Genomic DNA, 24,255 nt, shown 5'->3' with positions numbered 1-24,255 from the left:
CCCCGCCCCGGCGCTCGTGTCGTGCCCGACCGCAACAACCACCGGGGCGCCACTGGGCTTGTCACAGCGAGCGCAGACCTACGACGTCATCGAGCCGTCGCCTCCTCGCCGGAATCGAGACCGACGCCGAACCACCCCCGCCATCGGCGGGGACCACCTTTGCCACCTGCGCGAGCAGCGGATCCCGTACCCCACAAGGCGCGCCGCCAGCTCGTGCGGAACTTCAACCGGTGGCCCGTAGGGAGGGCCGCCTACGCCAGGGGCGGTTGGCGTTCGGCGGCTTGGGTGAGGTTGTCCTCGATGCGGGTCAGGGCGTGGATCAGGGTGTGTTGTTCTTCCTCGTCCAGGCCGCAGGTGGTGTTCTCTTCTAGTTCTGCCCAGATCTGCTCGACTTCCTTGCGCAGGGCGAGGCTCGCGGCGGTGGGTTCGATGATGGTGGCGCGCCTGTCGGCTTCGCTGGGGCGGCGGCGGACGAAGCCCGCGTGTTCCAGTCGCTTGATCGTGCGGGTCATGGTGGCCGCGTCCGAGCCGAGCAGGCGTACGAGGTCGGTCTGGCGCTGCGGGCCGAGGTCCCAGAGCTGCATCATGACGAGTTCCTGACCGGGGTGCAGGCCCACGCGGCGCAGGAGTTGACCGGCGAGCATCCGGTGCAGGCGGGCCACGCGGAAGATCGCGTGGTTCATGGCCCCGGCCCGGATCGAGGGCGGCATCGGCGGGCGGGCCATGTCCGCGGCGGAGTCCTCGCACGGGATGGGGCCGGGATCCTTCGGCACGTCCTTCACAACCCCCTCGCGGTGATTATTTGCCTGGGCAGGGGGATTCTATCGCCCGCCTCCGTGACGCGGATCACTCGGTTTGGGGAATGGGGTTGGGGGATTTACCTGTTCGGACAAGTAATGGCATCGTCTGGTGTCACGTCACCGAACCCGCACAGGAGCCCGACCATGACCACGGCCTTCGCCCCCTACGACCTCGGCGGCATCCGCCTGTCCAGCCGCGTCGTGATGGCGCCCATGACCCGCAGCCGTGCCTACGGGCCCGGGCAGAGCCCCACCGGCCTGATGGCGACCTACTACGCGCAGCGGGCGAGCGCCGGGCTGATCGTCACCGAGGGCACGCAGCCGTCGGCGATCGGGCAGGGCTACCCGGATACCCCCGGCATCCACTCCGCCGAGCAGATCGCGGCCTGGCGCACGGTCACCGACGCCGTGCACGCCGAGGGCGGCAGGATCTTCCTGCAGCTCATGCACACCGGCCGGGTCGGTCACCCGAGTCTGATGGGCCTCACACCGGTCGGTGCCTCCCCGGTCACGGCCAAGGGGCAGGTCTATACGCACGACGGTCCGAAGGACTTCGTCACCCCGCACGAGCTGACCGACACCGAAATCGCCGAAACCATCGCCGACTTCGCCGCCGCCGCGCGCAACGCCATCGAGGCGGGCTTCGACGGCGTGGAGCTGCACGGCGCCAACGGCTACCTGATCCACCAGTTCCTCGCGCCCAACTCCAACCAGCGCACCGACGCCTGGGGCGGCAGCCCCGAGCGGCGGATCCGCTTCGCCGTCGAGACCGCGAAGGCCGTTGCCGAGGCCATCGGCGGGGACAAGGTCGGCTTCCGGATCTCGCCCGGCAACCCCTTCAACGACATCGACGAGAGCGACCGGGAGGACGTGGAGGTCACGTACACCGCCCTTGTCGACGCGCTCGCCCCGCTCGGCCTGGCCTACCTCCACCAGATGGAGGCCTCCGAGATCCGCGACCTGACCGTGCGGCTGCGCAAGGCATGGCCGAGCACCTTCGTCCTCAACCCCTCCACCGGTACGGATCCCACCGGCCCCGACGAGCTGGCACTCATTGAGGACGGCGCCGCCGACCTGATCGCCTACGGGGCGCTCTTCCTCGCCAACCCCGACCTGCCCGCCCGCCTCGCCGCCGGTGGCCCCTTCAACACCCCGGACCGCGCCACCTCCTTCGGCGGCGACCACCGCGGCTACACCGACTACCCCGCCCTCGGCTGACCCGACCGCCACGGTGCGGGTGCCCGCCGCGACGGGCACCCGCACCCTGTGCTCAGCCCCTCAGCCGCTCAGTCCTATAGCTGCTCGGACAAGGAGACACGACATGAGCTTCACGACCCGACCCGGAACGTACGGCGCACGACAGCCCGGAGCCGCGGTTCGCTGGCTGAACAAGGTGACCATGCGCCAGATCGTCCGCAAGGGCGGCGGGAAGATGCTCGGCGGTCTGGACGCCCTCGTACTGACCACGGTCGGCAAGAAGAGCGGCGAGCCCCGCAAGTCCCCGGTGTGCTGGTTCCCCGGCGAAGACGGCAGCTGGCTGATCGTGGCCTCGGCCAACGGAGCCGCGAAGAACCCCGCCTGGTACTACAACCTCGCCGCCCACCCCGACAAGGCGTCCATCACCCTCACCGGCCGGACCGTGCCCGTCGCCGCCGAACAACTCCACGCCGACGAACGCGAACGCGCCTGGAGCGAGATCGTCCATGCGTCGGCACGCTTCGCCCAATACCAGCAGAAGACCGACCGCGAACTCCCCGTCATCCGCCTCACCCCGAGACTCACTGGATGAAGTGCACCTCGGGGTGGGCTGGGGAGGGGCCGTTCAACAGGTCCTGTGGCCGACCCCGCAGATGCTGGTCGAAGAACGCCCCGACGTACGCGCGCTGGGCGGCGACGCTGCGCCCCGGGTCCACGGTGCCGACGTACTGCTCACGGAGGTGCGCGGGGATGTCCAGGGTCTCGTCCAGGGCGGGCACGAACGACTGGGCGTCGGTGTAGCTGAAGTGGCTGCCCCGCTCCAGGCTCAGATCGTGCTTCCAGCCGGTCGAGCGGTCCCAGAACGACCGCCAGGACGGCTTGTTGAGATGCGTCTGATTGGCCTTGCCCATGAGCATGAACGGGCGGTTCAGCCCTTCCAGGGCCACCGGGAGGAATTCGGTCGCGCTGTACTGAAGCGTGCCGTCCATGTTGATCCCCGCGTCGATACGGCGGTCCACGCGCATGGTCTCCGCAGCGGTCAGCCCTCCGGCCGAATGGCCGTACATGCCGATGCGCTCCAGGTCGAGCGCCCTGCCCAGACCGCGCGGCAGAGGGCGCCCCTCGGCGTCCGGGTTGCGGCCGTCCCGCAGGGCGGCGAGCTGGTCGAGGACGAAGCGGGTGTCGCGTACCCGGGTGTCGATCGCCTTCTTGGTCCGCCCGGGGGTGCCCGCCTCCTTCTCCAGCTCGACCCGGCCGTCCGGGAACTCCACCGGATAGGTCTCATAGGTGTGATCCATGGTGACCACCACATAGCCACGGCTCGCCAGCTCCATGGCCGTCGAGGTGCCCAGCGCGCGGAGGCTGCCCCCGCCCGGTGAGTACAGCAGGACCGGCCGTTTGCCACGGCTGTCGGCCGGGGCTCCCGCGCCCGCGTCCGTACGGATCCCGGCCCAGTCCACCTCGCCGGGGCGCGCCAGACCGTACGAGCCCGACTCGTCCAGGTAGCGCGCGGCACCGGGCCGCAGATACGGCTGGCGCGGATACCCGTGCGCCGAGCGCGCCGGATACCAGACGCTGACCATCAGCTCCCGGTCCCGCCCGGCGACCCAGGGGTCGGGCCGGTCGCGGTCGACGAGATGCAGCTCCGTACTCCCGACCGGATGCCTGCCGGTCGGCTCGGGCAGCTCGAACCGGACGGCCTCATGGGCCGCGGAAGGCGCGGGGGCGGCGGTGGCGACCGTACCGGCGGTGAGGGCGAGGGCGAGGCCCGCCGCGGTGGCTAAAACTCTATTGATGCGCATGGGGGCCAATCTGGCTCCGCGCCCCGCGCCGCGACATCCGGCGGCAGGAGGAGCCGACCCCGGCATTCCCCTGGGGGTTTCTACCAAGCGCTTCTGTAGGAAGTCGACAGGGACCGGCTGGCGCCCCTGTGCGTGCTCGATTCTCCGGAGCCGCCCCGGGCCCGATAGTTTTCGTTAGTGCAAGGGTCGGCACCCGTACACACGGCGTGGGCGACCGGCATGACTTCTACAAGAGAGGGTGGTCCCTTGAGCCGCTCGGTTCTCGTCACCGGAGGCAACCGCGGCATCGGCCTCGCCATCGCCCGGGCCTTCGCCGACGCAGGCGACAAGGTCGCCATCACCTATCGGTCCGGTGAGCCGCCGGCCGGCTTCCTCGCGGTGAAGTGCGACATCACCGAGCCCGAGCAGGTCGAGCAGGCGTACAAGGAGATCGAGGAGAAGCACGGCACGGTCGAGGTGCTGGTGGCCAACGCCGGGGTCACCCGTGACCAGCTGCTGATGCGGATGTCGGAGGAGGACTTCTCCGCCGTCCTCGACACCAACCTCACCGGTACGTTCCGTATGGTCAAGCGGGCCAACCGGGGCATGCTCCGGGCCCGTAAGGGGCGCGTGGTGCTGATCTCGTCGGTGGTCGGGCTCATGGGCTCCGCAGGGCAGGCGAACTACGCCGCGTCCAAGGCGGGCCTGGTGGGCTTCGCCCGGTCGCTCGCCCGTGAGCTGGGCTCGCGGAACATCACCGTCAACGTGGTCGCGCCCGGTTTCGTCGACACCGACATGACGCGCGCGCTCAGCGACGAGCAGCGCGACGGCATCGTCAAGCAGGTGCCGCTCGCGCGCTACGCGCAGCCCGAGGAGATCGCCGCCTCGGTCCGCTTCCTGGCCTCCGACGAGGCCGCGTACATCACTGGAGCCGTCATCCCTGTCGACGGCGGATTGGGCATGGGTCACTGAACGTCATGAGTGGAATTCTCGCCGGTAAGCGCATCCTCGTCACGGGCGTCCTCACCGAGTCCTCGATCGCCTTCCACGCCGCGAAGCTCGCCCAGGAGGAGGGCGCCGAGGTCATCCTGACCGGCTTCGGCCGGCTCTCGCTCGTCGAGCGGATCGCCAAGCGGCTGCCCAAGCCCGCGCCGGTCATCGAGCTGGACGTGCAGAACCAGGAGCACCTCGACGGGCTCGCCGACAAGGTGCGCGAGCACCTGGGCGAGGGCGTCGACCTCGACGGGGTCGTGCACTCCATCGCCTTCGGTCCGCAGGGCGCGTTCAACTTCCTGGAGGGCAGCTGGGAGGACGTCGGCACCGCCGTGCACGTCTCGGCGTACTCGCTGAAGGCGCTCACCATGGCCTGTCTGCCGGTCATGCCGCGCGGCGGCTCCATCGTGGGTCTGACCTTCGACGCCCAGTTCGCGTGGCCGAAGTACGACTGGATGGGCGTGGCCAAGGCCGCCCTGGAGTCGACCAGCCGCTACCTCGCCCGCGACCTGGGCGAGAAGAACGTGCGCTGCAACCTGGTCTCGGCCGGGCCCATCAAGTCCATGGCCGCGAAGTCCATCCCGGGCTTCGAGGAGCTGGCGGACGTGTGGAACCACCGGGCCCCGATCGGCTGGGACCTGGCCGACCCGGAGCCCGCCGGGCGCGGTGTCGTCGCCCTGCTGTCCGACTGGTTCCCGCGCACCACCGGCGAGATCGTGCACGTCGACGGTGGCGTGCACATGATGGGCGCCTGAGTCCCGGATTCGTCGATACGGCCGCCGTCCCGTCCCGCGCGCGAGCGGGGAGGGGACGGCGGCCGTTCGTATGCCGGTGAGCATGGCGGCGTTCACCCGTTCGGAAGAGCGGGCGGGCGCGTGGATGGCGCGGCGCGCAGGGTGGAGGGACCACACCACACGACACCGGCACGACAAGGCACGACACGACGAGGCACGACAGCCCGGCCGAGGAGGTCCTGCCATGCGTACGCCCCGGCGCTTCGCGGCCGCCTCGCTGTTCGCCGCCGCGGTCGGGTGCGTACTCGCCGCCTCCGGCTCCGTCGCGTCCGTCGCGCAGGAACGCCCCCGGCCGCGCGAGGCCGCCTGCGCCACCTCGGTGCGCGGCTCGCACGCCACCGCCAGCTGCTTCAACCCCAACCCGGGCGCCGACCGGGTCCAGCTGCACGTCGAATGCGCCCGCTGGTGGGACCCGGACATGGACAGCCGCCGAGTGGAGGTGGGCCCGGCGCAACACGTGGAGCTGGGCGAGCGCTGCTGGAAGGAGATCCGCAAGGCGTGGGTGAGCCACCGTCGCTGAGCGGCCCGCGCGTACGAGAGCTGGGAGCCCTGTGCGTACGAGAGTCGAGCGGCCTGCGCGTACGCCCGCTGAGCGGCCCGCGCGTACGAGTTCAGTCGCCGTCCGGCGCGAGGCGGCAGGCGAACGGATGGGTGCTCGCCTCGGCCGCCGCCCGCTCCCCGTCCCGCTCCCGGATGGCCTCCACCAGCCGCGCGTGGTCCACGTACGCCTCGGGGCTCAGGCCGCCCGCCACATCGGCGCGCAGGAAGTCCCGTACGACCGACCCCAGGTCCGCGTAGAGCGCCGCCAGTACGTCGTTGTGGGCGGCGGCGACGATCGCCATGTGCAGCGTCGCGTCCGCCTCCACGAACGCGTCCGCGTCGCCGGACTCCCAGGCCCGCTCGCGCCGGTCCAGCTGCGCGTCGATCTGCTTGACGTCCTGCTCGGTACGGCGCTCCGCGGCCAGCTGCGCGGCCTTCGTCTCCAGGGCGCTGCGCAGCTCGGCCACGTGCCGCGGTTCGGCGCTCGCGAAGCGGCGGTGCATCACCCCGGCCAGCTCGCTGGTCGCGAGGACGTACGTACCGGAGCCCTGGCGGATGTCCAGCAGGCCGTTGTGCGCCAGCGCGCGCACCGCCTCGCGTACCGTGTTGCGCGCCACCCCGAGCTGTTCGACCAGCTCGGGCTCGGTGGGGATGCGCGAGCCCACCGGCCAGTCGCCCGAGGTGATCTGGGCGCGCAGCTGGGAGATCACCTGATCGGCGAGGGCGGAGCGCTGGGGCGACGTCAGCGGCATGACTCTCCTGTGCCTGGGACTGCTGGGGCTGCGTTCTGCAACGGGTCGTTCCATGATGCCGTCCCGTTGTCATCTCGTGGTCACAGATCAACTGGACAGGCATTCATCCCATGATTCTATGATGGTCCGCATGTCCAACGACGACCTCGCGACGCTCGACGCCGCGGCCCCCGCCCGACGGGACCATGAACAACGCCCCGAGCCCGCGCCCTCGCCGTGGCGCGGTCGCATCGTGGTCGTCGGCCTGCTGCTGGCCGCGCTCAACCTGCGCCCCGCCGTCACCAGCCTGGGCCCGCTCCTCAAGGAGGTCCGGGCCGACCTCGGCATGAGCGGAACCGTCGCCGGACTGCTCACCTCGATGCCCGCCGCGTGCTTCGCCCTCTTCGGGGTCACCGCGCCCCGGCTGGCCCGCCGCTTCGGGCCCGGAGCCGTCGTCTGCACCGGTCTCGCGGCCATCGCGACGGGCCTGGCGCTGCGCCCGTTCGCGGGCGGGACGGTGGCGTTCCTGTGTGCCAGCGCGCTGGGCCTCGCCGGGATCGCGGTGAGCAACATCCTGATGCCGGTGATCGTCAAGAGCTGGTTCCCGAACCGGGTCGGCTCGATGACCGGCCTCTACTCCATGGGTCTTTCGCTGGGCACGGCCAGCGCCGCCGCCGCCACGGTGCCCATGACCGACGCGCTGGGCGGCAGCTGGCGGGCCGGGCTCGGGGTGTGGGCGATGCTCGCCGGGGTCGCGATGCTGCCGTGGCTGTTCCTCGCCCGGGGCGGTACGAACCGCAACGAGCGGCCCGAGGCCGCACAGCCCGCGCCGGAGTCCGCCGCCCGGATCACCCGGATCACCCGGAGCCCCACCGCCTGGGCGATGGCCGTCTTCTTCGGCCTCCAGTCCACGGCCGCGTACATCACCATGGGCTGGATGCCGCAGATCTTCCGTGACGCGGGCGTCTCGGCCTCCACCTCCGGGGTGCTGCTCGCGGTCATCATGGCCATGGGCGTCCCGCTGGCGTTCGTGCTGCCCCGGGCGGCTGCCCGGCTGCGCAACCAGGGCGTGCTGGCCGTGGTCCTCGGTGTCTGCGGGCTCATCGGCTACGCGGGGCTGTGGCTGGCCCCGGCCGAGGGCGCCTGGGTGTGGGCCGTCCTGCTCGGCGTCGCCAACTGCGCCTTCCCGCTCGCCCTCACCATGATCAGCATGCGGGCGAGGACCAGCGCGGGTGTGGTCCGGCTCTCCGCCTTCGCCCAGAGCACCGGCTATCTGCTGTCCATCCCGGGCCCGCTGCTGGTCGGCACGCTGTACCAGCACAGCGGCGGCTGGGGGCCGCCGCTGGCGCTGATGGCCGGGCTGATGGTGCCGCAGATCGTGACGGGCCTGCTGGCCGGGCGTGACCGTACCCTCGAGGACGAGATCTGACCGGCGGGTGGGACACTGGCCCCATGCCAGTGCTCGATGAGAACCCGCAGGACGGCCAGAAGAAGTTCCTCCTCATCCTGGGTGTGATGTTCGGGATCACGGTGGTCATCGGCGTGGTCGCCACCATCGCCTCACCCTGAGCCCCGCCTCACCCTGAGCCCCGCTCCCGCCGCCCGGGGGTGGGGCTGGCCCCACCATCCCCTAGGGGGTGAGGGTCAGGGGGAACTGGGTGGATCACCGGATGGGAACCGATACCCCCGCTCCGTAGCGTCGAACCATACGAAGCACCACGGTTCACCGACCCGGAGGCGATCCCCATGTCCGCCCGCACCCACACCCGGCCCGCGACCCCGGCGGACGGCGGCATGGACGTACGGCTGCCCTGGTGGGCCGTCGCGCTGCCCGCCCTCGCCTTCGTGGCGCTGCTGCTTCTGCTCGCCGGGCCCTCCGACGCACACGCCGCGAGCGGGTCCGGCGCCCTCTCGCAGTTCCTGGAGCTGCTGCGCCAGACCCTCGGCCGCCTGGGGGCGTGACCGACGGTGTACGAGGGGACCCGTCTGGTGCTCACTTAGGTGAGCACCGTTTCAACACCCTGCGCCTCGCCAGCCGTTTCATGCGAAGCTGGGACGCATGAGCGTCGATGTGCCCCGCAGGATTGTCATTCTCCGACACGCCAAGGCCGACTGGCCCCAGGTGGCAGACCATGAGCGGCCGCTCGCGGAGCGCGGCCGCAAGGACGCCCCACTCGCCGGGCGCCGGCTCACCGAAGCCGGGCTCGTTCCCGAACTCACCCTCTGCTCCACGGCCGTGCGCACCCGGGAGACCTGGAAGCTCGTGGTCCACGAGCTGCCGCAGCGCCCCAAGACGGTCTACGAGGAGCGGCTGTACGACGCCTCGCTCGGCGAACTGATCGCGGTCCTCAACGAGACGTCCGACGACATCACCGACCTGCTGGTGGTCGGCCACAACCCCGGGGTGCACGCCCTCGCCGACGCCCTCGCGGGCCAGGCGGCGGAGGGCACCCGGGAGCGGATGGCCCGCACCGGATTCCCGACCTCGGGCATCGCGGTGGTGTCCTTCAGCGGCTCGTGGAAGTCGGTCGAGCACGGCGTCGGCCGCCTGGACGACTTCTGGGCGCCGCACGAGTAGGACACCGCCGCACAACCGCCCGCCTTGCCGAGCAAGGCGGGCGGGACGGGGGCCGGTCAGCGGAGGGGCCAGCGGAGAGGGATCAGTCCTCTACGTGCGCGTCCGCGGCCTCGACCTCGTCACGGGTCACGCCGAGCAGATACAGCACGGTGTCCAGGAACGGCACGTTCACCGCGGTGTGCGCGGCCTCCCGCACCACCGGCTTGGCGTTGAAGGCGACCCCGAGCCCGGCCGCGTTCAGCATGTCCAGGTCATTCGCCCCGTCGCCGATCGCGACGGTCTGTACCAGCGGCACCCCCGCCTCGTCCGCGAAGCGGCGCAGCAGCCGGGCCTTGCCCGCCCGGTCCACCACGTCGCCGATCACGCGGCCGGTGAGCTTGCCGTCCACGACCTCCAGGGTGTTGGCGGAGGCGAAGTCCAGCCCCAGCCGCTCCTTGAGGTCGTCGGTGACCTGCGTAAAGCCCCCGGAGACCACTCCCACCTGGTAGCCCAGGCGCTTGAGGGTACGGATCAGGGTGCGGGCGCCGGGCGTCAGCCGGACCTCCGTACGCACCTTGTCCACCACGGACTCGTCGATCCCCGCCAGCAGCGCGACCCGGGCGTGCAGGGACTGCTCGAAGTCCAGCTCACCGCGCATCGCCCGGGCCGTGACCTCGGCGACCTCGGCCTCGCAGCCCGCGTGGGCCGCGAACAGCTCGATCACCTCGTCCTGGATCAGCGTCGAGTCGACGTCCATGACCACCAGCCGCTGGGCCCGGCGCTGCAGCCCCGACGCCACGACCGCCACATCGACCCCGATGTCGGCGGCCTCGGTGGCCAGCGCGGTGCGCAGGGGCTCCGTCTCGGCGCCGGAGACCTCGAACTCCACGGCCGTCACCGGATACTTCGCCAGCCGGAAGATACGGTCGATGTTGCCGCCGGTGCCGGTGATACGGGAGGCGATCGCGGCCACGGCCTCGGCGGTCAGCGGATGCCCCAGCACGGTGACGTGGGACCGGCCGGTGCCGCGCGGCCGGTTGTCGCCCCGGCCGGAGATGATCTCGGCCTGCATCCGCAGCGACTCGGCCCAGCTGTGCACGGTGGCCCGCAGCTCCCCCTCGGCCCCGTCGGCCTTCGGGGCCGTGACCAGCACGCACAGCACGATGCGGCCCCGGGTGACGACCTGCTCTATATCGACTATGTCCACGCCGTACGCGGCGAGGGTGTCGCAGAGCCCGGCGGTGAGGCCGGGGCGGTCCTTGCCGAAGATCTTGACAAGGAGGGTGGGGTCGTCGTCGGCGGGGACGGCGGTGGCAGGGGGAATCTGCGATGCGCTCATGGTCTTCCCACCGTATCCGGACGCCCCCGCCCGGCGCGCGGCAGCCCAGGTCGTGGACGGCCATACGGTGCGGAACGTTCATCTACCGGACGCCACACCGTCACCGCCGGTCCGTACCTGGCCGCTGTTCGTGATCACTCCAGGCGGTACGAGATGGCCAGCATGCGGTCTTGTCAAAACCCGACTTCCAGTTAAGCGACTGAGCCTGAAATAGTTCCTCACGATGTTCGCCATCCCTAGACTCCCTGTGCAGGGGGTAGCTCGGGGGACAACTAGTGGGGCATGGAGTGCCGGAACTCGTACTGGAATTGAACGGACAGACCTGGACGCTTGATCCATCCAGGTCATACAGCGTGGGGCGTGACCCACAAGGCGACATGGTGCTGGACGACGCCAGAGTCTCCTGGCGGCACGCCACGGTGCGCTGGGGCGGGGGCAGTTGGATCGTCGAAGATCACGGCAGCACCAACGGCACTTATGTGCAAGGCCAGCGAATCCAACAGGTGGAAATCGGCCCGGGCGCGGCGGTGCATCTCGGCAACGCGTCCGACGGGCCCCGCCTGAACGTTTCTGGCGCTGGCGCGGGGGCCAGCGCGTACAGCCAGCAGGCGGCCATGGGCGCACCTCAGCAGGCCCAGCAACAGCCCCAGCAGTATCAACAGCAGCCCCCGCAGCAGCCCTATCAGCAGCCCGGCGCGGGCTGGCCGCAGCAGGGCCAGCAGGGCCAGCAGCCCCAGGGGTGGCAGCAGCCCCAGGCCCCGCACCAGCAGCAGCCGTTCGTACCGCAGCAGCCGAGCCCGCGCGACAACCTCGCGCAGAACGGCGCCGGCGGCGGACCGGGCGGATCCGGCGGACCCGCTGGTTCCGGCGGTTCCGGCGACGGGCGGAGCGGCCAGGGCGACCGCAGCCCGACGACGTTCCACCAGCTGGACGCGGGCCGGGTGATGCGCATCGGCCGTGCGCTGGAGAACGAACTGGTCGTCTCCGACCTCCAGGTCTCCCGTCTCCACGCGGAGTTCCGGGCGCTGCCCGACGGCCGCTTCGAGATCCGCGACCTCGGCAGCCACAACGGTACGTACGTCAACGGTCAGCCGGTCCGCCATCAGGTGATCGGCCCGAACGACACCGTCGGCGTCGGTCACTCCACCTTCCGGCTGGTCGGCGACCGGCTGGAGGAGTTCGTCGACACCGGCGACGTCTCCTTCTCGGCCCGCCACCTGACCGTCACGGTCGAGGGCGGCAAGCAGATCCTGAAGGACGTCTCCTTCGGCGTTCCCGAGAAGTCGCTGATCGCGGTCATCGGCCCGTCCGGCTCCGGTAAGTCCACGCTGCTGAAGGCGCTCACCGGTTACCGCCCGGCCAACGAGGGCGACGTCCTCTACGACAACCGGAACCTCTACAAGCAGTTCGCCGAGCTGCGCCAGCGCATCGGTCTGGTCCCGCAGGACGACATCCTGCACAAGGAACTGACCGTTCAGAAGGCCCTCCGGTACGCCGCGAAGCTCCGCTTCCCCGGCGACACCGCGACCGCCGAGCGCGAGGCCCGGATCGACGAGGTGCTGCGCGAGCTGAAGCTCGACATCCACCGCGACAAGAAGGTCACCGCGCTCTCCGGCGGTCAGCGCAAGCGGGTGTCGGTCGCGCTGGAGCTGCTCACCAAGCCGTCGCTGATCTTCCTGGACGAGCCGACCTCCGGTCTCGACCCGGGCATGGACCGCGACGTCATGCAGCTGCTGCGCGGCCTCGCCGACGACGGCCGCACCGTCCTGGTGGTCACCCACTCGGTCGCCGAGCTGGCGCTGTGCGACAAGCTGCTGGTGATGGCGCCGGGCGGTTCGGTGGCCTACTTCGGCCCGCCGAACGAGGCGCTCAACTTCTTCGGTTACGACAGCTGGGCGGACGTCTTCTCGGCGTTCGAGAACTACCGCGACTACGACTGGTCGGGCCGCTGGCGCGGTTCGCAGCACTACCAGATGTACGCCGCGGACATCGACGCCGTCGCCCCGCAGTCCGTCGACGTGCAGGCGCCGCCCGCGCGGATGCAGAAGTCGCAGAGCTGGGGCTCCCAGCTATGGACCCTGATACGCCGCTACGTCTCCGTCATCGCGTCCGACCGCGGCTTCTTGGCACTGATGGTGATCCTGCCCGCCGTGCTCGGCGCGGTCAGTACCGTGATCCCCTCGGACTTCGGCTTCCTCCCGGCGCCGAAGGGGATGTTCAACCAGGACTCGGGCACGATCACCCTGATTCTCGTGGTCGGCATGTGCTTCTCGGGCGCGGCCAACTCCGTACGAGAACTGATCAAGGAACGGGTGATCTACGAACGGGAACGGGCGGTCGGCCTGTCCCGCTCCGCCTATCTGATGTCCAAGGTGATCGTGCTCGGCGTGATCACCGCCTTCCAGGGCGTGATCATCTGCGCGATCGGCTTCGCGCCGCGCGAGCTGCCCGAAGACGGGCTGATCATGCCGCCCGCCGTCGAGATGTGCGTGGCCATCATCGCGATCGGCTTCACCTCGATGATGGTGGGCCTGGTGATCTCCTCGCTGGTGAAGACCGCCGAGAAGACCATGCCGCTGCTGGTCATGTTCGCGATCATCCAGGTCGTCTTCACCGGCGTCCTGTTCAAGATCTACGGATCGCCCGGCATCGAGCAGTTCGCCTATCTGATGCCCGCCCGCTGGGCGGTCGGCGCGGTCGGCGCGACGCTGGACCTCGGTCCAGGACCGGGCCATCTGATGGCGCCCTGGGACCGCAAGAAGCCGCTGGACACGGACCCGCTGTGGGAGCACACCACCGCTCAGTGGAGCATCGACATGGCTGTCCTGCTGGCGCTCGGCATCATCTGCGCGTTCGTGGTGGCGCGGCTGCTGCGCCGCCATGAGCCGGAGGTCATGCGCAAGTAGCGGAAGGCGCAAGGGGCGGAAGGCCCCGGAACGAAGCGCCCGAAGGGCGGCGGCACCCCTCGCACACAGGGGGTGCCGCCGCCCTTCGGCGTGTGGACGCCGGGCTTAGTACGGGCCGTTGACGTTGTCGATGGAGCCGTACCGGTCGGCCGCGTAGTTGCACGCGGCGACGATGTTGGCGACCGGGTCGTACTGGTCGAAGGGCGTGCCCTCGACGTGGTACGTCTGGAAGGTCGGCAGGATGACCTGGAGCAGACCCTTCGAGGGGACACCGTTCTGGGCGTTGATGTCCCAGTTGTTGATGGCCCGCGGGTTGCCGCCGGACTCCCGGATGATGTTCTTGTGGATGCCGTTGTAGGTGCCCGGAATGCCCTTCTTCTTCATGATGTCGAGGGATTCCCGGATCCAGCCGTCAAGGTTGTTCGGGTAGGTCTTCTTGGCGGCGGCCAGCTTGGCGCGCGCGGCGGCACGGCTCGCGGCCTCCGCCGCGGCGCGCTCCTTGGCGGCCTTGGCTGCCGCGGCCTTCTTGGCGGCCGCCTGCGCGGCGGCCTTCTCCGCGGCGGCTTCCGCGGCCTTCTTCTGCGCGGCCTCGGCCTGCGCCTGCTTGCTGGCAAGGGTCGCCTGCTTGAGCAGAACCTCCTGCTGGGCCTTGCTGTCGACCTTCTGCGAGGTGAAGGCGACCGGTTTGGCCGGAAGGTCCTGGGCCTTCGAAGTGGCGTCGGCGTTGCCACCGGGGACGAGGGTGGCGGCCAGGGCGGCAGCGCCGACCGCGGCGATACCGGCGGCGGAGTACTTGGTCTTCTTGTTCAGGCGGTTGTAGCCGGAGATGCTGGGGAGGGGCATGGCGGAGTAGACCTCTTCCAATCGCTATGTGTCGCAGGCCAAATCGGCGCCTTGTGCGCCGTTTCTGGATCTACGGCGCCGTGCGACTGGGGGAAATTCTTAGCGGTCGCAAAATGCTGTGGCAAAGGTGTGACATACGATGCTGCTTAGTGGGTAAGTAGGTCTTCGCTGCCCATGCGGGCAGGCGTTGTCCCCGCTCATGCCGGGTTAAAACATCCACTAACTGACTTCGTAAGTGATATGGATCCTGTGTCAGGCGTCACATTGCAGAGTCTTTAATATTGCGAGGTGTGCCTGCGCAAATGCGGAGTGTGGCTGAATTTCCGGGCCTTGTAACGGCCCCTTCGAGCGCCATCGCCGCATCCCCCGTCCTAGGTCTCAGGTCGCAACGAAGTGCTGCTGAAAGGCCTATACGCACGGTTCGGCGGCGCCGGTACGGTGAAGCGCATGACCAAAGGACCGGGTGGTGGAGCCGGGGCGGGCCTGGCCTGGGTGAGCAGTGCGCTCCTCGCGATGAGCAGACATCTGGAAGTCCGGGATGTCCTAAAGACAATCGTTGTGTCCGCCCGTGAGCTGCTTGACGCGGAGTACTCGGCACTGGGGGTTCCGGACGACCACGGGGGTTTCGCCCAGTTCGTAGTAGATGGCGTCAGCGACGAGCAGTGGAAGGCCATCGGGCCGCTGCCCCGGCAGCACGGGATCCTCGCCGCGATGCTCCATGACGCCACCCCGCAGCGGCTGGCCGATGTCCGCCAGGATCCGCGCTTCGAGGGCTGGCCCGCAGCACATCCGGACATGTCCGACTTTATTGGACTCCCTATCGCGGACGGCGACGAAGTCCTCGGCGCGCTTTTCCTGGCCAACAAGCGCTGCGCCAAGCCGGCGGGCGGCTGCGGCTTCACCACCGAGGACGAGGAACTGCTGGGCATCCTCGCCCAGCACGCCGCCATCGCCCTCACCAACGCCCGGCTCTACGAGCGCAGCCGCGAGCTGACCATCGCGGGGGAGCGCGCCCGGCTCGCCCATGAGCTGCACGACGCCGTCGCCCAGAAGCTCTTCTCGCTGCGGCTGACCGCCCAGGCCGCCGCCGCGCTCGTGGACCGCGACCCGGCCCGCGCCAAGGAGGAGCTGCAACAGGTGGGGGCCCTCGCCGCCGAGGCCGCCGACGAGCTGCGCTCCGCCGTCGTGGAGCTGCGCCCCGCCGCGCTCGACGAGGACGGCCTGGTCGCGACCCTGCGTACCCAGGTCCAGGTGCTGGACCGGGCCCACACCGCCCGGGTCACCTTCGAGGCCTGCGGCGTACGGGCGCTGCCCGCCGCCCAGGAGGAGGCGCTGCTGCGGGTGGCCCAGGAAGCCCTGCACAACGCGCTGCGCCACGCCGAAGCGGGCCAGGTCGGCGTCACCCTCGCCCGGCACGGCCAGGGCGCCCTGCTGCGGGTGAGCGACGACGGCCGCGGCTTCGACCCCTCGGCGGTGCGCCAGGCGGGACGGCACCTGGGGCTGGTGTCGATGCGCGACCGGGCGAGCGGCGTCGGCGGCGGGCTGACCGTGGAGTCGGCGCCCGGAAAGGGAACGGTGATCGAGATGGAGGTGCCCGGTGGCTGAGCGAGGGGACGGAGTGGCGGTCAGGGTGCTGCTCGTCGACGACCACCAGGTGGTGCGGCGCGGCCTGCGGACCTTCCTGGAGGTGCAGGACGATATAGCGGTGGTCGGCGAGGCCTCGGACGGCGAGGAGGGCATCGCCCGGGCCGAGGAGCTGCGCCCCGATGTCGTCCTGATGGACGTCAAGATGCCCGGCATCGACGGCATCGAGGCGCTGCGCAAGCTGCGTGACCTCGGCAACCCGGCCCGGGTGCTGGTCGTGACGAGTTTCACCGAGAAGCGCACCGTGGTCCCCGCCCTGCGCGCGGGAGCCGCCGGGTACGTCTACAAGGACGTGGACCCCGACGCCCTCGCGAGCGCCATACGGTCCGTCCACGCCGGACACGTGGTGCTCCAGCCCGAAGTGGCCGACGCGCTGCTCTCCCAGGACGAGGCGGGCGGCGGCCAGGGGCGCGGGGGATCCCTCACCGAACGGGAGCGGGAAGTGCTCGGGCTGATCGCGGACGGCCGGTCCAACCGGGAGATCGCCCGTGCGCTCGTACTGTCCGAAAAGACCGTAAAGACACATGTGTCCAACATTCTTATGAAGCTGGACCTGGCCGACCGCACTCAGGCCGCACTCTGGGCGGTACGCCATGGAATCGGGGCATGAACAGCGTTTCTCCGTGCAATCACACCAACGTGTGTATGTCACCCGAACAGCGCAACTCCGCCCACCCTGGCGCCGTTCTTCAGGGCGTACTGCGGTGCTTCGCCGCAGCGACGCGTTATGGACGAAGGGTCTTGAGAAGTGAAGAACATCAAGAGGATCGCTGCCATCACCATTGCGGCCGGCGGTCTCGCCGTCGCCGGTGCGGGTGTCGCTTCCGCCCAGGACGGCCCCATGGCTGACGGCCGGGCCACCATGTCCCCGGGCGTCGCGTCGGGCAACAACGCCCAGGTGCCCGTCCATGTGCCGGTCGGCGTCTGCGGCAACACCATTTCCGTTATCGGGACGATGAACCCCGCCTTCTGCTGAGCCCCTCCTCGGGCCAGATATACCGCTCAGCACGGACCGGCCCCGGAGGCATCGCCTCCGGGGCCGGCCCCATGCTGCTGGGATGCTCCGGCCCAGGGCGTCAGGAGCCGCCCCGCTCCAGCTCCTCCACATACGCGTTGTACGCCGCCACCTGCGCCCGCCGCGCCGTGCGCTCCACCGGCCGCAGCGCCTCCGCCCGGGCCCCGATCTCCGACGCGCTCACCGCCCCGCCGTGGTCCTTGCCGTCCCCGCCCGGCGCGTACGCGATGTCGATCAGCGCGCCCACCCGCTGCGCCAGCTCCAGCACCCGCAGCGCCCGCGGCGGATAGCCCGGCGCCAGCACCTCGCGCCCCCGCTCGGCCCGCGCCCGGTACGCCTCCAGCGCCGCCTGGGCGGCAGGGCCCGCCCCGGCCACATTCAGCCGGGACAGCACCTCGGTCGCCTCCCGCAGCGCCTCGGCCAGCTCCCGCTCGGCCTCGCCCAGCGACGGCACATCGGCGGGCGGAGCCTCCCGCACCGGCAGACAGCGCCACATCACCTCGATGTGCTGATCGCCCTCGGGCCCGGCCGCCGACACCTCGGGCACCAGGCCCAGCGCCACCCCCGTGGCCAGCGCCGCCTCGCCCGCGTCGAGCGCCTTCTCGTTGAACTCCGGCGGCCCGCTCAGCCCCAGCGGATGCCCCGCTATCGGCAGCGCCACCCGCAGCCCCTTGGCCCCGAGCGCTCTCAGCCGCCCCAGCGCCAGCGTCAGTCCGACCGGCCCGGACTCGCCGGGCAGCGCCGCCACCCGGTGCGACGTGTCCTCCCCGGCGATCCGGTGCGCGGCCTCGTCCGGTGAGACAAGTCCGGCGAGAAGGGCATTTCCCCAGGCTGCGAGGCGCCCTGAACGTGGTTCATCGAGCATGGAACCAGCCTAAGGACTGCCACCGACAACGCGTGGCGTAGGTTTTCCTCTGGGGGCTGCGCCCACAGGCGCACGCGACACTCGAGACTGCAATGGGAGACAACGCGCTCATGAGCGAGGTTCTGGAGCTGGTGGACGTATCCGTGGTCCGCGACGGTCGGGCTCTGGTGGACGACGTCTCCTGGTCAATCAAAGAAGGCGAGCGCTGGGTGATCCTCGGCCCCAACGGTGCCGGGAAGACCACCCTGCTCAACCTCGCGTCGAGCTACCTCTACCCGAGCGCCGGGTCCGCCCGGATCCTCGGCGAGCAGCTCGGCGCGGTGGACGTCTTCGAGCTGCGCCCGCGCATCGGCATGGCGGGCATCGCCATGGCCGACAAGCTGCCGCGCAGCCAGACCGTCCTGCAGACCGTGCTCACCGCCGCGTACGGCATGACCGCGCACTGGCAGGAGAACTACGACGCGGTCGACGAGACCCGGGCCCGGGCGTTCCTGGACCGCCTCGGCATGAACGAGTACCTCGACCGCAAGTTCGGCACCCTCTCCGAGGGAGAGCGCAAGCGCACCCTCATCGCCCGCGCGATGATGATCGACCCCGAACTGCTGCTCCTCGACGAGCCGGCGGCCGGGCTCGATCTCGGCGGCCGCGAGGACCTCGTACGGCGCCTCGGACGGCTCGCCCGCGACCCGTACGCGCCGTCGATGATCATGGTGACACATCACGTCGAGGAAATCCCCCCGGGCTTCACCCACGTCCTGATGATCCGTCAGGGCAAGGTGCTCACCGCCGGACCCATCGACATGGAGCTGACCTCCCGTAACCTCTCGCGCTGCTTCGGGCTCCCGCTGCTCGTCGAGCGCAACGGCGACCGGTGGACCGCCCAGGGCCTGCCGCTGACCTGAAACCGATCCCCGATGGCCTGAACGCCCGCCCCGAACACGGCGCATGTCCTGCGCGCCCCGCATCGCGCCCTGTTCCCAGACGGACCATGAGAACTACCATGACCTTGTGGATCCGTGGGTGTGGTGGCTGATCGCCGCCGTAGGACTGGGCATTCCGCTCGTGCTGACCGCGATGCCCGAATTCGGGATGGTCGCGGTCGGCGCGGTAGCCGGTGCGATCACTGACGCGCTCGGCGGCGGCGTCGTGCTCCAGGTCATCGTCTTCTGCGCCGTCTCGGTGGCGCTGGTCGCCGTCGTCCGGCCGATGGCTGTCCGCAGCCGCCGCCAGCAACCAGGGCTGCGCAGCGGCGTCGAGGCGCTGAAAGGACGGCAGGCCGTCGTCCTCGAGCGCGTCGACGACAGCGGCGACGGCCGCATCAAGCTGGCCGGTGAGATCTGGTCCGCGCGGTCGCTCGACCCCGGCCAGGCCTATGAACCGGGCCAGCAGGTCGATGTCGTCGAGATCGACGGCGCCACCGCCGTCGTCATGTAGACGTCGTAGTACCAAGAGCTGAGCGCCACCCCGCTCAGCTGCGGAGTCGGCCGTCGATCTGACAGACTCCACCCACAAGACCGGACTTGATCATCCCGATCATCCAGAAGCACGCATGAAGGGCACGGGGAGCCGCTGTGGAACCGATCATCATCGTCCTGATCATCCTGGTGGTGCTCGTCTTCATCGCACTGATCAAGACGATCCAGGTCATCCCGCAGGCCAGTGCCGCCATCGTGGAACGCTTCGGCCGCTACACCCGCACCCTCAACGCGGGCCTCAACATCGTCGTCCCGTTCATCGACTCGATCCGCAACCGCGTCGATCTCCGGGAACAGGTCGTCCCGTTCCCGCCGCAGCCGGTGATCACCCAGGACAACCTGGTGGTGAACATCGACACCGTCATCTACTACCAGGTGACCGACGCCCGCGCCGCGACCTACGAGGTCGCCAGCTACATCCAGGCGATCGAGCAGCTGACCGTCACCACCCTGCGGAACATCATCGGCGGCATGGACCTGGAGCGCACCCTGACCTCCCGTGAGGAGATCAACGCGGCGCTGCGCGGCGTCCTCGACGAGGCCACCGGCAAGTGGGGCATCCGCGTCAACCGCGTCGAGCTGAAGGCCATCGAGCCGCCGACCTCCATCCAGGACTCGATGGAGAAGCAGATGCGCGCCGACCGTGACAAGCGCGCCGCGATCCTCCAGGCCGAAGGTGTCCGGCAGTCCGAGATCCTGCGCGCCGAGGGTGAGAAGCAGTCCGCGATCCTGCGGGCCGAGGGTGAGTCCAAGGCCGCCGCGCTGCGCGCCGAGGGCGAGGCCCAGGCGATCCGTACGGTCTTCGAGTCCATCCACGCCGGAGACCCGGACCAGAAGCTGCTCTCTTACCAGTACCTCCAGATGCTGCCGAAGATCGCCGAGGGCGACGCCAACAAGCTCTGGATCGTGCCCAGCGAGATCGGCGACGCCCTCAAGGGCCTCGGCGGAGCCATGGGCAACTTCAACCCGCTGGGCGGCGGGAACGGCGGCGGCTCCGCCCCGGCCGCCCCGGCGCCCACCGGCAAGGAGGCCGCCCCGCGCCGCGAGCAGCCGAGGATCGACTGACACGCCGCATGACTGAAGGGCCGGTACCCGTGCGGGTACCGGCCCTTCGGCCGTCTCAGCGCCTCAGTGACGCAACGCCTCAGCGACGCAACGCCTCAGCGACGCAACGCCTCAGCGACGCAACGCCTCAGCGCGTGAGGGCGCTCAGGCGGGCAGCGCCAGCCACTCCGGCAGCCCCTCCCGCTCCGCCGCCCCCAGCGCCAGCAGCAGCGCGTCCGAAGGCGTCGGCTCGAACGGCGAGTTGAGCAGCCGCATCCCCGCCTGCTCCGGAGTCCGGTCCGCCTTGCGGTGGTTGTCCTCCGCACACGACGCGACCGTGTTCAGCCAGGTGTCCCCGCCCCCGCGCGACCTCGGCACCACATGGTCCACGGTCGTCGCCCGCCGCCCGCAGTACGCGCACCGGTGCTGATCCCGCACCAGCACCCCGCGCCGCGACCACGGAGCCCGTCTTCGGAACGGCACCCGTACGTAACGGCACAGCCGGATCACCCTCGGCACCGGCAGATCGACCTCCGCGGCGCGCACCCGCAGCCCGGGATGGGCGCGTTCGACGACGGCCTTCTCCTGGAGGACCAGCACCACCGCACGCCGCAGCGTCACCGTCGACAGCGGCTCGAAGCTCGCGTTCAGAACCAGCGTCTCGCGCATCCCGACCACCTCCCGCGTCCCGGCCACGCCCGCCGCTCCATGACGGGCGGGCCGGGATCAACTCTGGCCGGGAGGATGGCCGAGGACAACGCAATTTCGCGGCGGGTCAGCCCGCCGCGGGCACCTCGTACTCGCCGATCAGGTGGGCACGGCCCAGCGTGTGGAACCGCAGGTTGAAGCCGACCACCGCGGGCGACGCGTCCGCGTCCGGGCCCAGCTTCTCGGTGTCCACCGCGTACACCGTGAACACATAGCGGTGCGGACCGTCCCCGGGCGGCGGCGCGGCCCCGCCGAAGTCCCGGGTGCCGAAGTCGTTACGGGCGTGCACGGCACCCTCGGGAAGCCCCGCGAAGCCGCCGGTGCCCGCGGCGGTCGGCAGCTCCGTGACGGTCGCCGGAATGTCGAACAGCACCCAGTGCCAGAACCCGCTGCCGGTCGGCGCGTCCGGGTCGTAGCAGGTGACGGCGAAGCTCTTCGTCCCCTCCGGGAAACCCTCCCAGCGCAGCTGCGGCGAGGTGTTGCCCTCCGCGTACACCTGGGCCGACGGCAGCGTGCCGCCCGCCGCCACATCGTCGCTCACCACGGCGAACGACGGCACCGGCGGATGGAAGTCATGGGGGAGCGGACGCCGGTTCTGGTCGGACACGTCGAAAACCTCCTGAGGATCGCGGTTGATCAGCTGTCCGGCCAGCCTAACGAGACCCGGCCGCCGCGGGCTGGCACCATGGCGCCCATGACCGGCCCGACCCCAGTCCTCCCCCTGCACCTCGACGGTGTGGCCGACAAGGACGGCTTCCTTGAGCGCTGCGCCCGGGATCTGCGCTTCCCCGACTGGTACGGGCACAACTGGGACGCCCTCGCCGACTGCCTCACCGACCTCTCCTGGTGGGGCGAGGGCGCCGAACCCAGCGGCTATCTGCTGCGGGTCCGGGGCTGGGCGGAGTTCCGCGACGCGGCACCCGAGGCCGCGGCGATCGCGGCGGACATCCTCAGCGACGCCGTGACGTACTGGTCGGCCCGGGGCACACCGCTGACCATCTGGTACGACGACGGCCCGGACGACGCATAGCGCGCGGGGCGCACACCGGACCCATCCGGTGCACGCCCCGCGGGGAACCGTGGTGGCGGAATCCGCCAGGGCTCACAACCAGTTGCGCTTGCCGCCGACCTCGGCGAGCCACTGGTTCAGGTACGCGGCCCAGTCCGTCTCCTGGTACGAGTCCAGGCCGACCGTGAAGGACCGGTACGAGTCGCTGCCCGAGCTGAACAGCCCTGGCTTCTTGTCCATCTCCAGGACGACGTCCATCTCGCGGTCGTCCGCGACGAAGGACAGCTCCACCTGGTTGAGCCCCCGGTACTGCTGCGGCGCGTGGAACTCGATCTCCTGGTAGAAGGGCAGCCGCTGGCGCGTCCCGCGGATGTGCCCCTTCTCCAGGTCGGCGTTCTTGAACCGGAAACCGAGCGAACCGAACGCGTCCAGGATCGCCTGCTGGGCGGGGAGCGGATGCACATTGACCGGGTCCAGGTCGCCCGAGTCCACCGCGCGCGCGATCGCCAGCTCCGTCGTCACGCCCACGTTCATCCCGGTCAGATGACGTCCCAGGAACGTCGTGACCGGAGTCTCCCAGGGGATCTCCAGACCGAACTGCACCGCGTGCACCGCACCGGCCTGCACCTCGAAGGCGCCGCCCAGCTGCTGCCGGGTGAACTCGATGTCCTGCTTGGTCTCCTGGTCGTTCTGCTCCACCTCGACCCGGGCTTGAAGGCCGACGGCGAGCCCCTCGATCTGCTGCGCGACAGAGCCCCCCTGGATCCGGACCTCGCCCTGCACGACGCCACCCGGGACGACGTTCTCCTCGGTCAGCACCGTCTCCACCGAGGCGCCACCGGCACCCAAACTCGCGAGCAGCTTCTTGAAGCCCATGTTCTTCCTCTCAAGGACGCACTGTTGAACAGTAGATACGCGGAACAGCCACCGGCGGTTCCCGCAGGTCATACCCTCGCAGCGCGGCGGGCCCGGCTCCAACCACCGGTACCTATCGGTTCCACTACGCTCGGACCGCGTGACCGACGGAGCTGAGGGAGCTGACGGAGCCGACGTGACCGATGGACCCGACCGCGCGCCGCTGGCCCGCGCCTTCTTCGACCGCCCGGTCCTGGAAGTCGCGCCGGACCTGCTCGGCCGCACCCTCGTGCGCCGCACCCCGGACGGCCCGGTCGCCCTGCGCCTGACCGAGGTCGAGGCGTACGCGGGCCCGGCCGACCCCGGCTCGCACGCCTACCGGGGCCGCACCGAGCGCAACGCCGTGATGTTCGGCCCCCCGGGTCACGCGTATGTCTACTTCACCTACGGCATGTGGCATTGCCTCAACCTGGTCTGCGGCCCCGAGGGCTCACCGAGCGGGGTACTGCTGCGCGCGGGGGAGGTGCTGTACGGACACGAGTACGCCCATGAGCGCCGGCCGAAGGCGCGCAACGACCATGAACTGGCCAAGGGCCCCGCCCGGCTCGCCACGGCACTGGGTGTCGACCGCAGGCTGGACGGCAGCGATGTGTGCGCGGGCTCCGAGGCCCCGCTGCGGATACTCACGGGCCACCCTGTCCCGCCCGAGCAGGTGCTCAGCGGACCCCGCACGGGAGTCGGCGGCGAGGGCGCCACCCACCCGTGGCGCTTCTGGATCGACGGCGATCCCTCGGTCAGCCCGTACCGGGCGCACGCCCCGAAGCGCCGTGGTCCGACGCGCCGTCAGGTCGGAACTTGACTCCGGTCGGCCGGGGGCCTAACGTAGCCCGAGCCGCTTGAGACGGGCAGCGCTGTCGGCGCGACCAGCAGGTCGGGTCCCAGTAGCCCCAGGTGGCCAACCACTACTGACACTTCCCGGACAGGGTCCTATTTCGCTGCGCGAAATCATGCCCTGGGGCTCCGATTAGGAGCTGAGCGGGAAATTCGCTAAAGTGGTGGACACCCCGGAAGGCGCGAAACACCCCGCTCCAACAGGGGGCCGGAAACGGAATTCGGACCGGAAACGGAACGGAAAACGGATCTGGTAAGGTTGGAAACA

27 protein-coding genes are annotated in these 24,255 nt (G+C 70.3%); 18 read left to right on the top strand and 9 right to left on the bottom strand.

Annotated elements, in window-relative coordinates; translation table 11 throughout:
* Positions 1-251: 251 nt before the first annotated feature.
* Entirely contained in the window at positions 252-710 is a 459-nt protein-coding gene (locus ACWC5C_RS39135) for a MarR family winged helix-turn-helix transcriptional regulator (RefSeq protein WP_450883706.1), read from the bottom strand.
* A gap of 234 nt (positions 711-944) precedes the next feature.
* Here ACWC5C_RS39135 and ACWC5C_RS39130 point away from each other — a divergent pair, with 234 nt between their 5' ends.
* Both ACWC5C_RS39130 and ACWC5C_RS39125 read left to right on the top strand, forming a co-directional pair.
* Positions 945-2,018, top strand: coding sequence for an alkene reductase (locus tag ACWC5C_RS39130; protein WP_450883629.1), 1,074 nt, complete (start codon positions 945-947; stop codon positions 2,016-2,018).
* Between the two features lie 103 nt (positions 2,019-2,121).
* Positions 2,122-2,589 carry a nitroreductase/quinone reductase family protein gene (locus ACWC5C_RS39125; RefSeq protein ID WP_450883627.1) on the top strand — a complete coding sequence of 156 codons (468 nt, stop codon included), beginning with the start codon at positions 2,122-2,124 and terminating at the stop codon, positions 2,587-2,589.
* Here the strand turns inward: ACWC5C_RS39125 and ACWC5C_RS39120 are convergent.
* Positions 2,579-3,799: an alpha/beta hydrolase family protein gene (locus ACWC5C_RS39120; protein WP_450883625.1), complete on the bottom strand. Its 1,221-nt coding sequence runs from the start codon at positions 3,797-3,799 to the stop codon at positions 2,579-2,581. The two genes, ACWC5C_RS39125 and ACWC5C_RS39120, sit on opposite strands and share 11 nt — an antisense overlap.
* A gap of 246 nt (positions 3,800-4,045) precedes the next feature.
* Between ACWC5C_RS39120 and fabG the strand changes: the two genes are divergently transcribed.
* The 3 genes from fabG to ACWC5C_RS39105 all read left to right on the top strand — a co-directional run bounded on the left by fabG (position 4,046) and on the right by ACWC5C_RS39105 (position 6,085).
* Positions 4,046-4,750: a 3-oxoacyl-[acyl-carrier-protein] reductase gene (fabG, locus tag ACWC5C_RS39115; protein ID WP_385446538.1), complete on the top strand. Its 705-nt coding sequence runs from the start codon at positions 4,046-4,048 to the stop codon at positions 4,748-4,750.
* A gap of 5 nt (positions 4,751-4,755) precedes the next feature.
* Positions 4,756-5,526 carry an enoyl-ACP reductase FabI gene (gene fabI / locus ACWC5C_RS39110; protein ID WP_450883622.1) on the top strand — a complete coding sequence of 257 codons (771 nt, stop codon included), beginning with the start codon at positions 4,756-4,758 and terminating at the stop codon, positions 5,524-5,526.
* A 223-nt stretch (positions 5,527-5,749) separates the two neighbouring features.
* Positions 5,750-6,085 carry a hypothetical protein gene (locus ACWC5C_RS39105; protein ID WP_385446540.1) on the top strand — a complete coding sequence of 112 codons (336 nt, stop codon included), beginning with the start codon at positions 5,750-5,752 and terminating at the stop codon, positions 6,083-6,085.
* Positions 6,086-6,176: 91 nt separating this feature from the next.
* Here ACWC5C_RS39105 and ACWC5C_RS39100 read toward each other — a convergent pair whose 3' ends face one another.
* The gene (locus tag ACWC5C_RS39100; RefSeq protein WP_450883620.1) at positions 6,177-6,857 is read right to left on the bottom strand and encodes a FadR/GntR family transcriptional regulator; all 681 of its coding nucleotides are present in this window, start codon (positions 6,855-6,857) and stop codon (positions 6,177-6,179) included.
* Between the two features lie 130 nt (positions 6,858-6,987).
* Here ACWC5C_RS39100 and ACWC5C_RS39095 point away from each other — a divergent pair, with 130 nt between their 5' ends.
* The 4 genes from ACWC5C_RS39095 to ACWC5C_RS39080 all read left to right on the top strand — a co-directional run bounded on the left by ACWC5C_RS39095 (position 6,988) and on the right by ACWC5C_RS39080 (position 9,414).
* Positions 6,988-8,265, top strand: a complete 1,278-nt coding sequence (locus ACWC5C_RS39095; RefSeq protein WP_450883618.1) for a CynX/NimT family MFS transporter — start codon at positions 6,988-6,990, stop codon at positions 8,263-8,265.
* 23 nt (positions 8,266-8,288) lie between these two features.
* Positions 8,289-8,405 (top strand): SGM_5486 family transporter-associated protein, encoded by a 117-nt coding sequence (locus tag ACWC5C_RS39090; RefSeq protein WP_385446543.1) that lies wholly within the window; start codon positions 8,289-8,291, stop codon positions 8,403-8,405.
* 177 nt (positions 8,406-8,582) lie between these two features.
* A complete protein-coding gene (locus ACWC5C_RS39085) occupies positions 8,583-8,798 on the top strand; it encodes a hypothetical protein (RefSeq protein WP_385446544.1) in 216 nt (71 codons plus the stop codon).
* A gap of 97 nt (positions 8,799-8,895) precedes the next feature.
* Complete coding sequence (locus tag ACWC5C_RS39080) at positions 8,896-9,414, top strand: SixA phosphatase family protein (protein ID WP_385446545.1); 519 nt, start codon at positions 8,896-8,898, stop codon at positions 9,412-9,414.
* 82 nt (positions 9,415-9,496) lie between these two features.
* On the opposite strand, the gene serB is transcribed toward ACWC5C_RS39080, so the two are convergent.
* Positions 9,497-10,732 (bottom strand): phosphoserine phosphatase SerB, encoded by a 1,236-nt coding sequence (serB, locus tag ACWC5C_RS39075; RefSeq protein ID WP_385446546.1) that lies wholly within the window; start codon positions 10,730-10,732, stop codon positions 9,497-9,499.
* Positions 10,733-11,007: 275 nt separating this feature from the next.
* Here serB and ACWC5C_RS39070 point away from each other — a divergent pair, with 275 nt between their 5' ends.
* Positions 11,008-13,638 carry an FHA domain-containing protein gene (locus tag ACWC5C_RS39070; protein ID WP_450883615.1) on the top strand — a complete coding sequence of 877 codons (2,631 nt, stop codon included), beginning with the start codon at positions 11,008-11,010 and terminating at the stop codon, positions 13,636-13,638.
* Between the two features lie 105 nt (positions 13,639-13,743).
* Here the strand turns inward: ACWC5C_RS39070 and ACWC5C_RS39065 are convergent, their stop codons facing one another.
* Positions 13,744-14,481 (bottom strand): transglycosylase SLT domain-containing protein, encoded by a 738-nt coding sequence (locus ACWC5C_RS39065; protein ID WP_450883613.1) that lies wholly within the window; start codon positions 14,479-14,481, stop codon positions 13,744-13,746.
* A gap of 447 nt (positions 14,482-14,928) precedes the next feature.
* Here ACWC5C_RS39065 and ACWC5C_RS39060 point away from each other — a divergent pair, with 447 nt between their 5' ends.
* The 3 genes from ACWC5C_RS39060 to ACWC5C_RS39050 all read left to right on the top strand — a co-directional run bounded on the left by ACWC5C_RS39060 (position 14,929) and on the right by ACWC5C_RS39050 (position 17,101).
* Complete coding sequence (locus ACWC5C_RS39060; RefSeq protein WP_450883611.1) at positions 14,929-16,086, top strand: GAF domain-containing sensor histidine kinase; 1,158 nt, start codon at positions 14,929-14,931, stop codon at positions 16,084-16,086.
* Positions 16,079-16,735: a response regulator gene (locus tag ACWC5C_RS39055; protein WP_450883609.1), complete on the top strand. Its 657-nt coding sequence runs from the start codon at positions 16,079-16,081 to the stop codon at positions 16,733-16,735. The genes ACWC5C_RS39060 and ACWC5C_RS39055 overlap by 8 nt, the downstream gene beginning before the upstream one ends.
* Before the next feature lie 138 nt (positions 16,736-16,873).
* Entirely contained in the window at positions 16,874-17,101 is a 228-nt protein-coding gene (locus ACWC5C_RS39050) for a chaplin (protein ID WP_450883607.1), read from the top strand.
* A gap of 100 nt (positions 17,102-17,201) precedes the next feature.
* On the opposite strand, the gene ACWC5C_RS39045 is transcribed toward ACWC5C_RS39050, so the two are convergent.
* A complete protein-coding gene (locus ACWC5C_RS39045) occupies positions 17,202-18,005 on the bottom strand; it encodes a hypothetical protein (protein ID WP_450883605.1) in 804 nt (267 codons plus the stop codon).
* A 110-nt stretch (positions 18,006-18,115) separates the two neighbouring features.
* Here ACWC5C_RS39045 and ACWC5C_RS39040 point away from each other — a divergent pair, with 110 nt between their 5' ends.
* From ACWC5C_RS39040 to ACWC5C_RS39030, 3 genes are all read left to right on the top strand, one after another.
* Positions 18,116-18,907 (top strand): ABC transporter ATP-binding protein, encoded by a 792-nt coding sequence (locus ACWC5C_RS39040; protein WP_385446553.1) that lies wholly within the window; start codon positions 18,116-18,118, stop codon positions 18,905-18,907.
* A gap of 106 nt (positions 18,908-19,013) precedes the next feature.
* Complete coding sequence (locus tag ACWC5C_RS39035) at positions 19,014-19,439, top strand: NfeD family protein (protein WP_385446554.1); 426 nt, start codon at positions 19,014-19,016, stop codon at positions 19,437-19,439.
* 137 nt (positions 19,440-19,576) lie between these two features.
* Complete coding sequence (locus ACWC5C_RS39030) at positions 19,577-20,545, top strand: SPFH domain-containing protein (RefSeq protein ID WP_450883602.1); 969 nt, start codon at positions 19,577-19,579, stop codon at positions 20,543-20,545.
* Positions 20,546-20,689: 144 nt separating this feature from the next.
* Here ACWC5C_RS39030 and ACWC5C_RS39025 read toward each other — a convergent pair whose 3' ends face one another.
* Both ACWC5C_RS39025 and ACWC5C_RS39020 read right to left on the bottom strand, forming a co-directional pair.
* Entirely contained in the window at positions 20,690-21,193 is a 504-nt protein-coding gene (locus ACWC5C_RS39025) for an HNH endonuclease (protein ID WP_450883704.1), read from the bottom strand.
* A 106-nt stretch (positions 21,194-21,299) separates the two neighbouring features.
* On the bottom strand, positions 21,300-21,839 hold the full coding sequence (locus tag ACWC5C_RS39020; RefSeq protein WP_385446556.1) for a YbhB/YbcL family Raf kinase inhibitor-like protein: 540 nt from the start codon (positions 21,837-21,839) through the stop codon (positions 21,300-21,302).
* Positions 21,840-21,926: 87 nt separating this feature from the next.
* Here ACWC5C_RS39020 and ACWC5C_RS39015 point away from each other — a divergent pair, with 87 nt between their 5' ends.
* Entirely contained in the window at positions 21,927-22,262 is a 336-nt protein-coding gene (locus ACWC5C_RS39015; protein ID WP_450883600.1) for a barstar family protein, read from the top strand.
* 72 nt (positions 22,263-22,334) lie between these two features.
* On the opposite strand, the gene ACWC5C_RS39010 is transcribed toward ACWC5C_RS39015, so the two are convergent.
* Positions 22,335-23,117, bottom strand: a complete 783-nt coding sequence (locus tag ACWC5C_RS39010) for a sporulation protein (RefSeq protein WP_385446558.1) — start codon at positions 23,115-23,117, stop codon at positions 22,335-22,337.
* 175 nt (positions 23,118-23,292) lie between these two features.
* Here ACWC5C_RS39010 and ACWC5C_RS39005 point away from each other — a divergent pair, with 175 nt between their 5' ends.
* Complete coding sequence (locus ACWC5C_RS39005; protein ID WP_450883597.1) at positions 23,293-23,955, top strand: DNA-3-methyladenine glycosylase; 663 nt, start codon at positions 23,293-23,295, stop codon at positions 23,953-23,955.
* The last annotated feature ends 300 nt before the right edge of the window (positions 23,956-24,255 follow it).

It is taken from the genome of Streptomyces sp. NPDC001700, from assembly GCF_053596435.1.
This window is presented reverse-complemented; position numbering and strand designations above follow the sequence as displayed.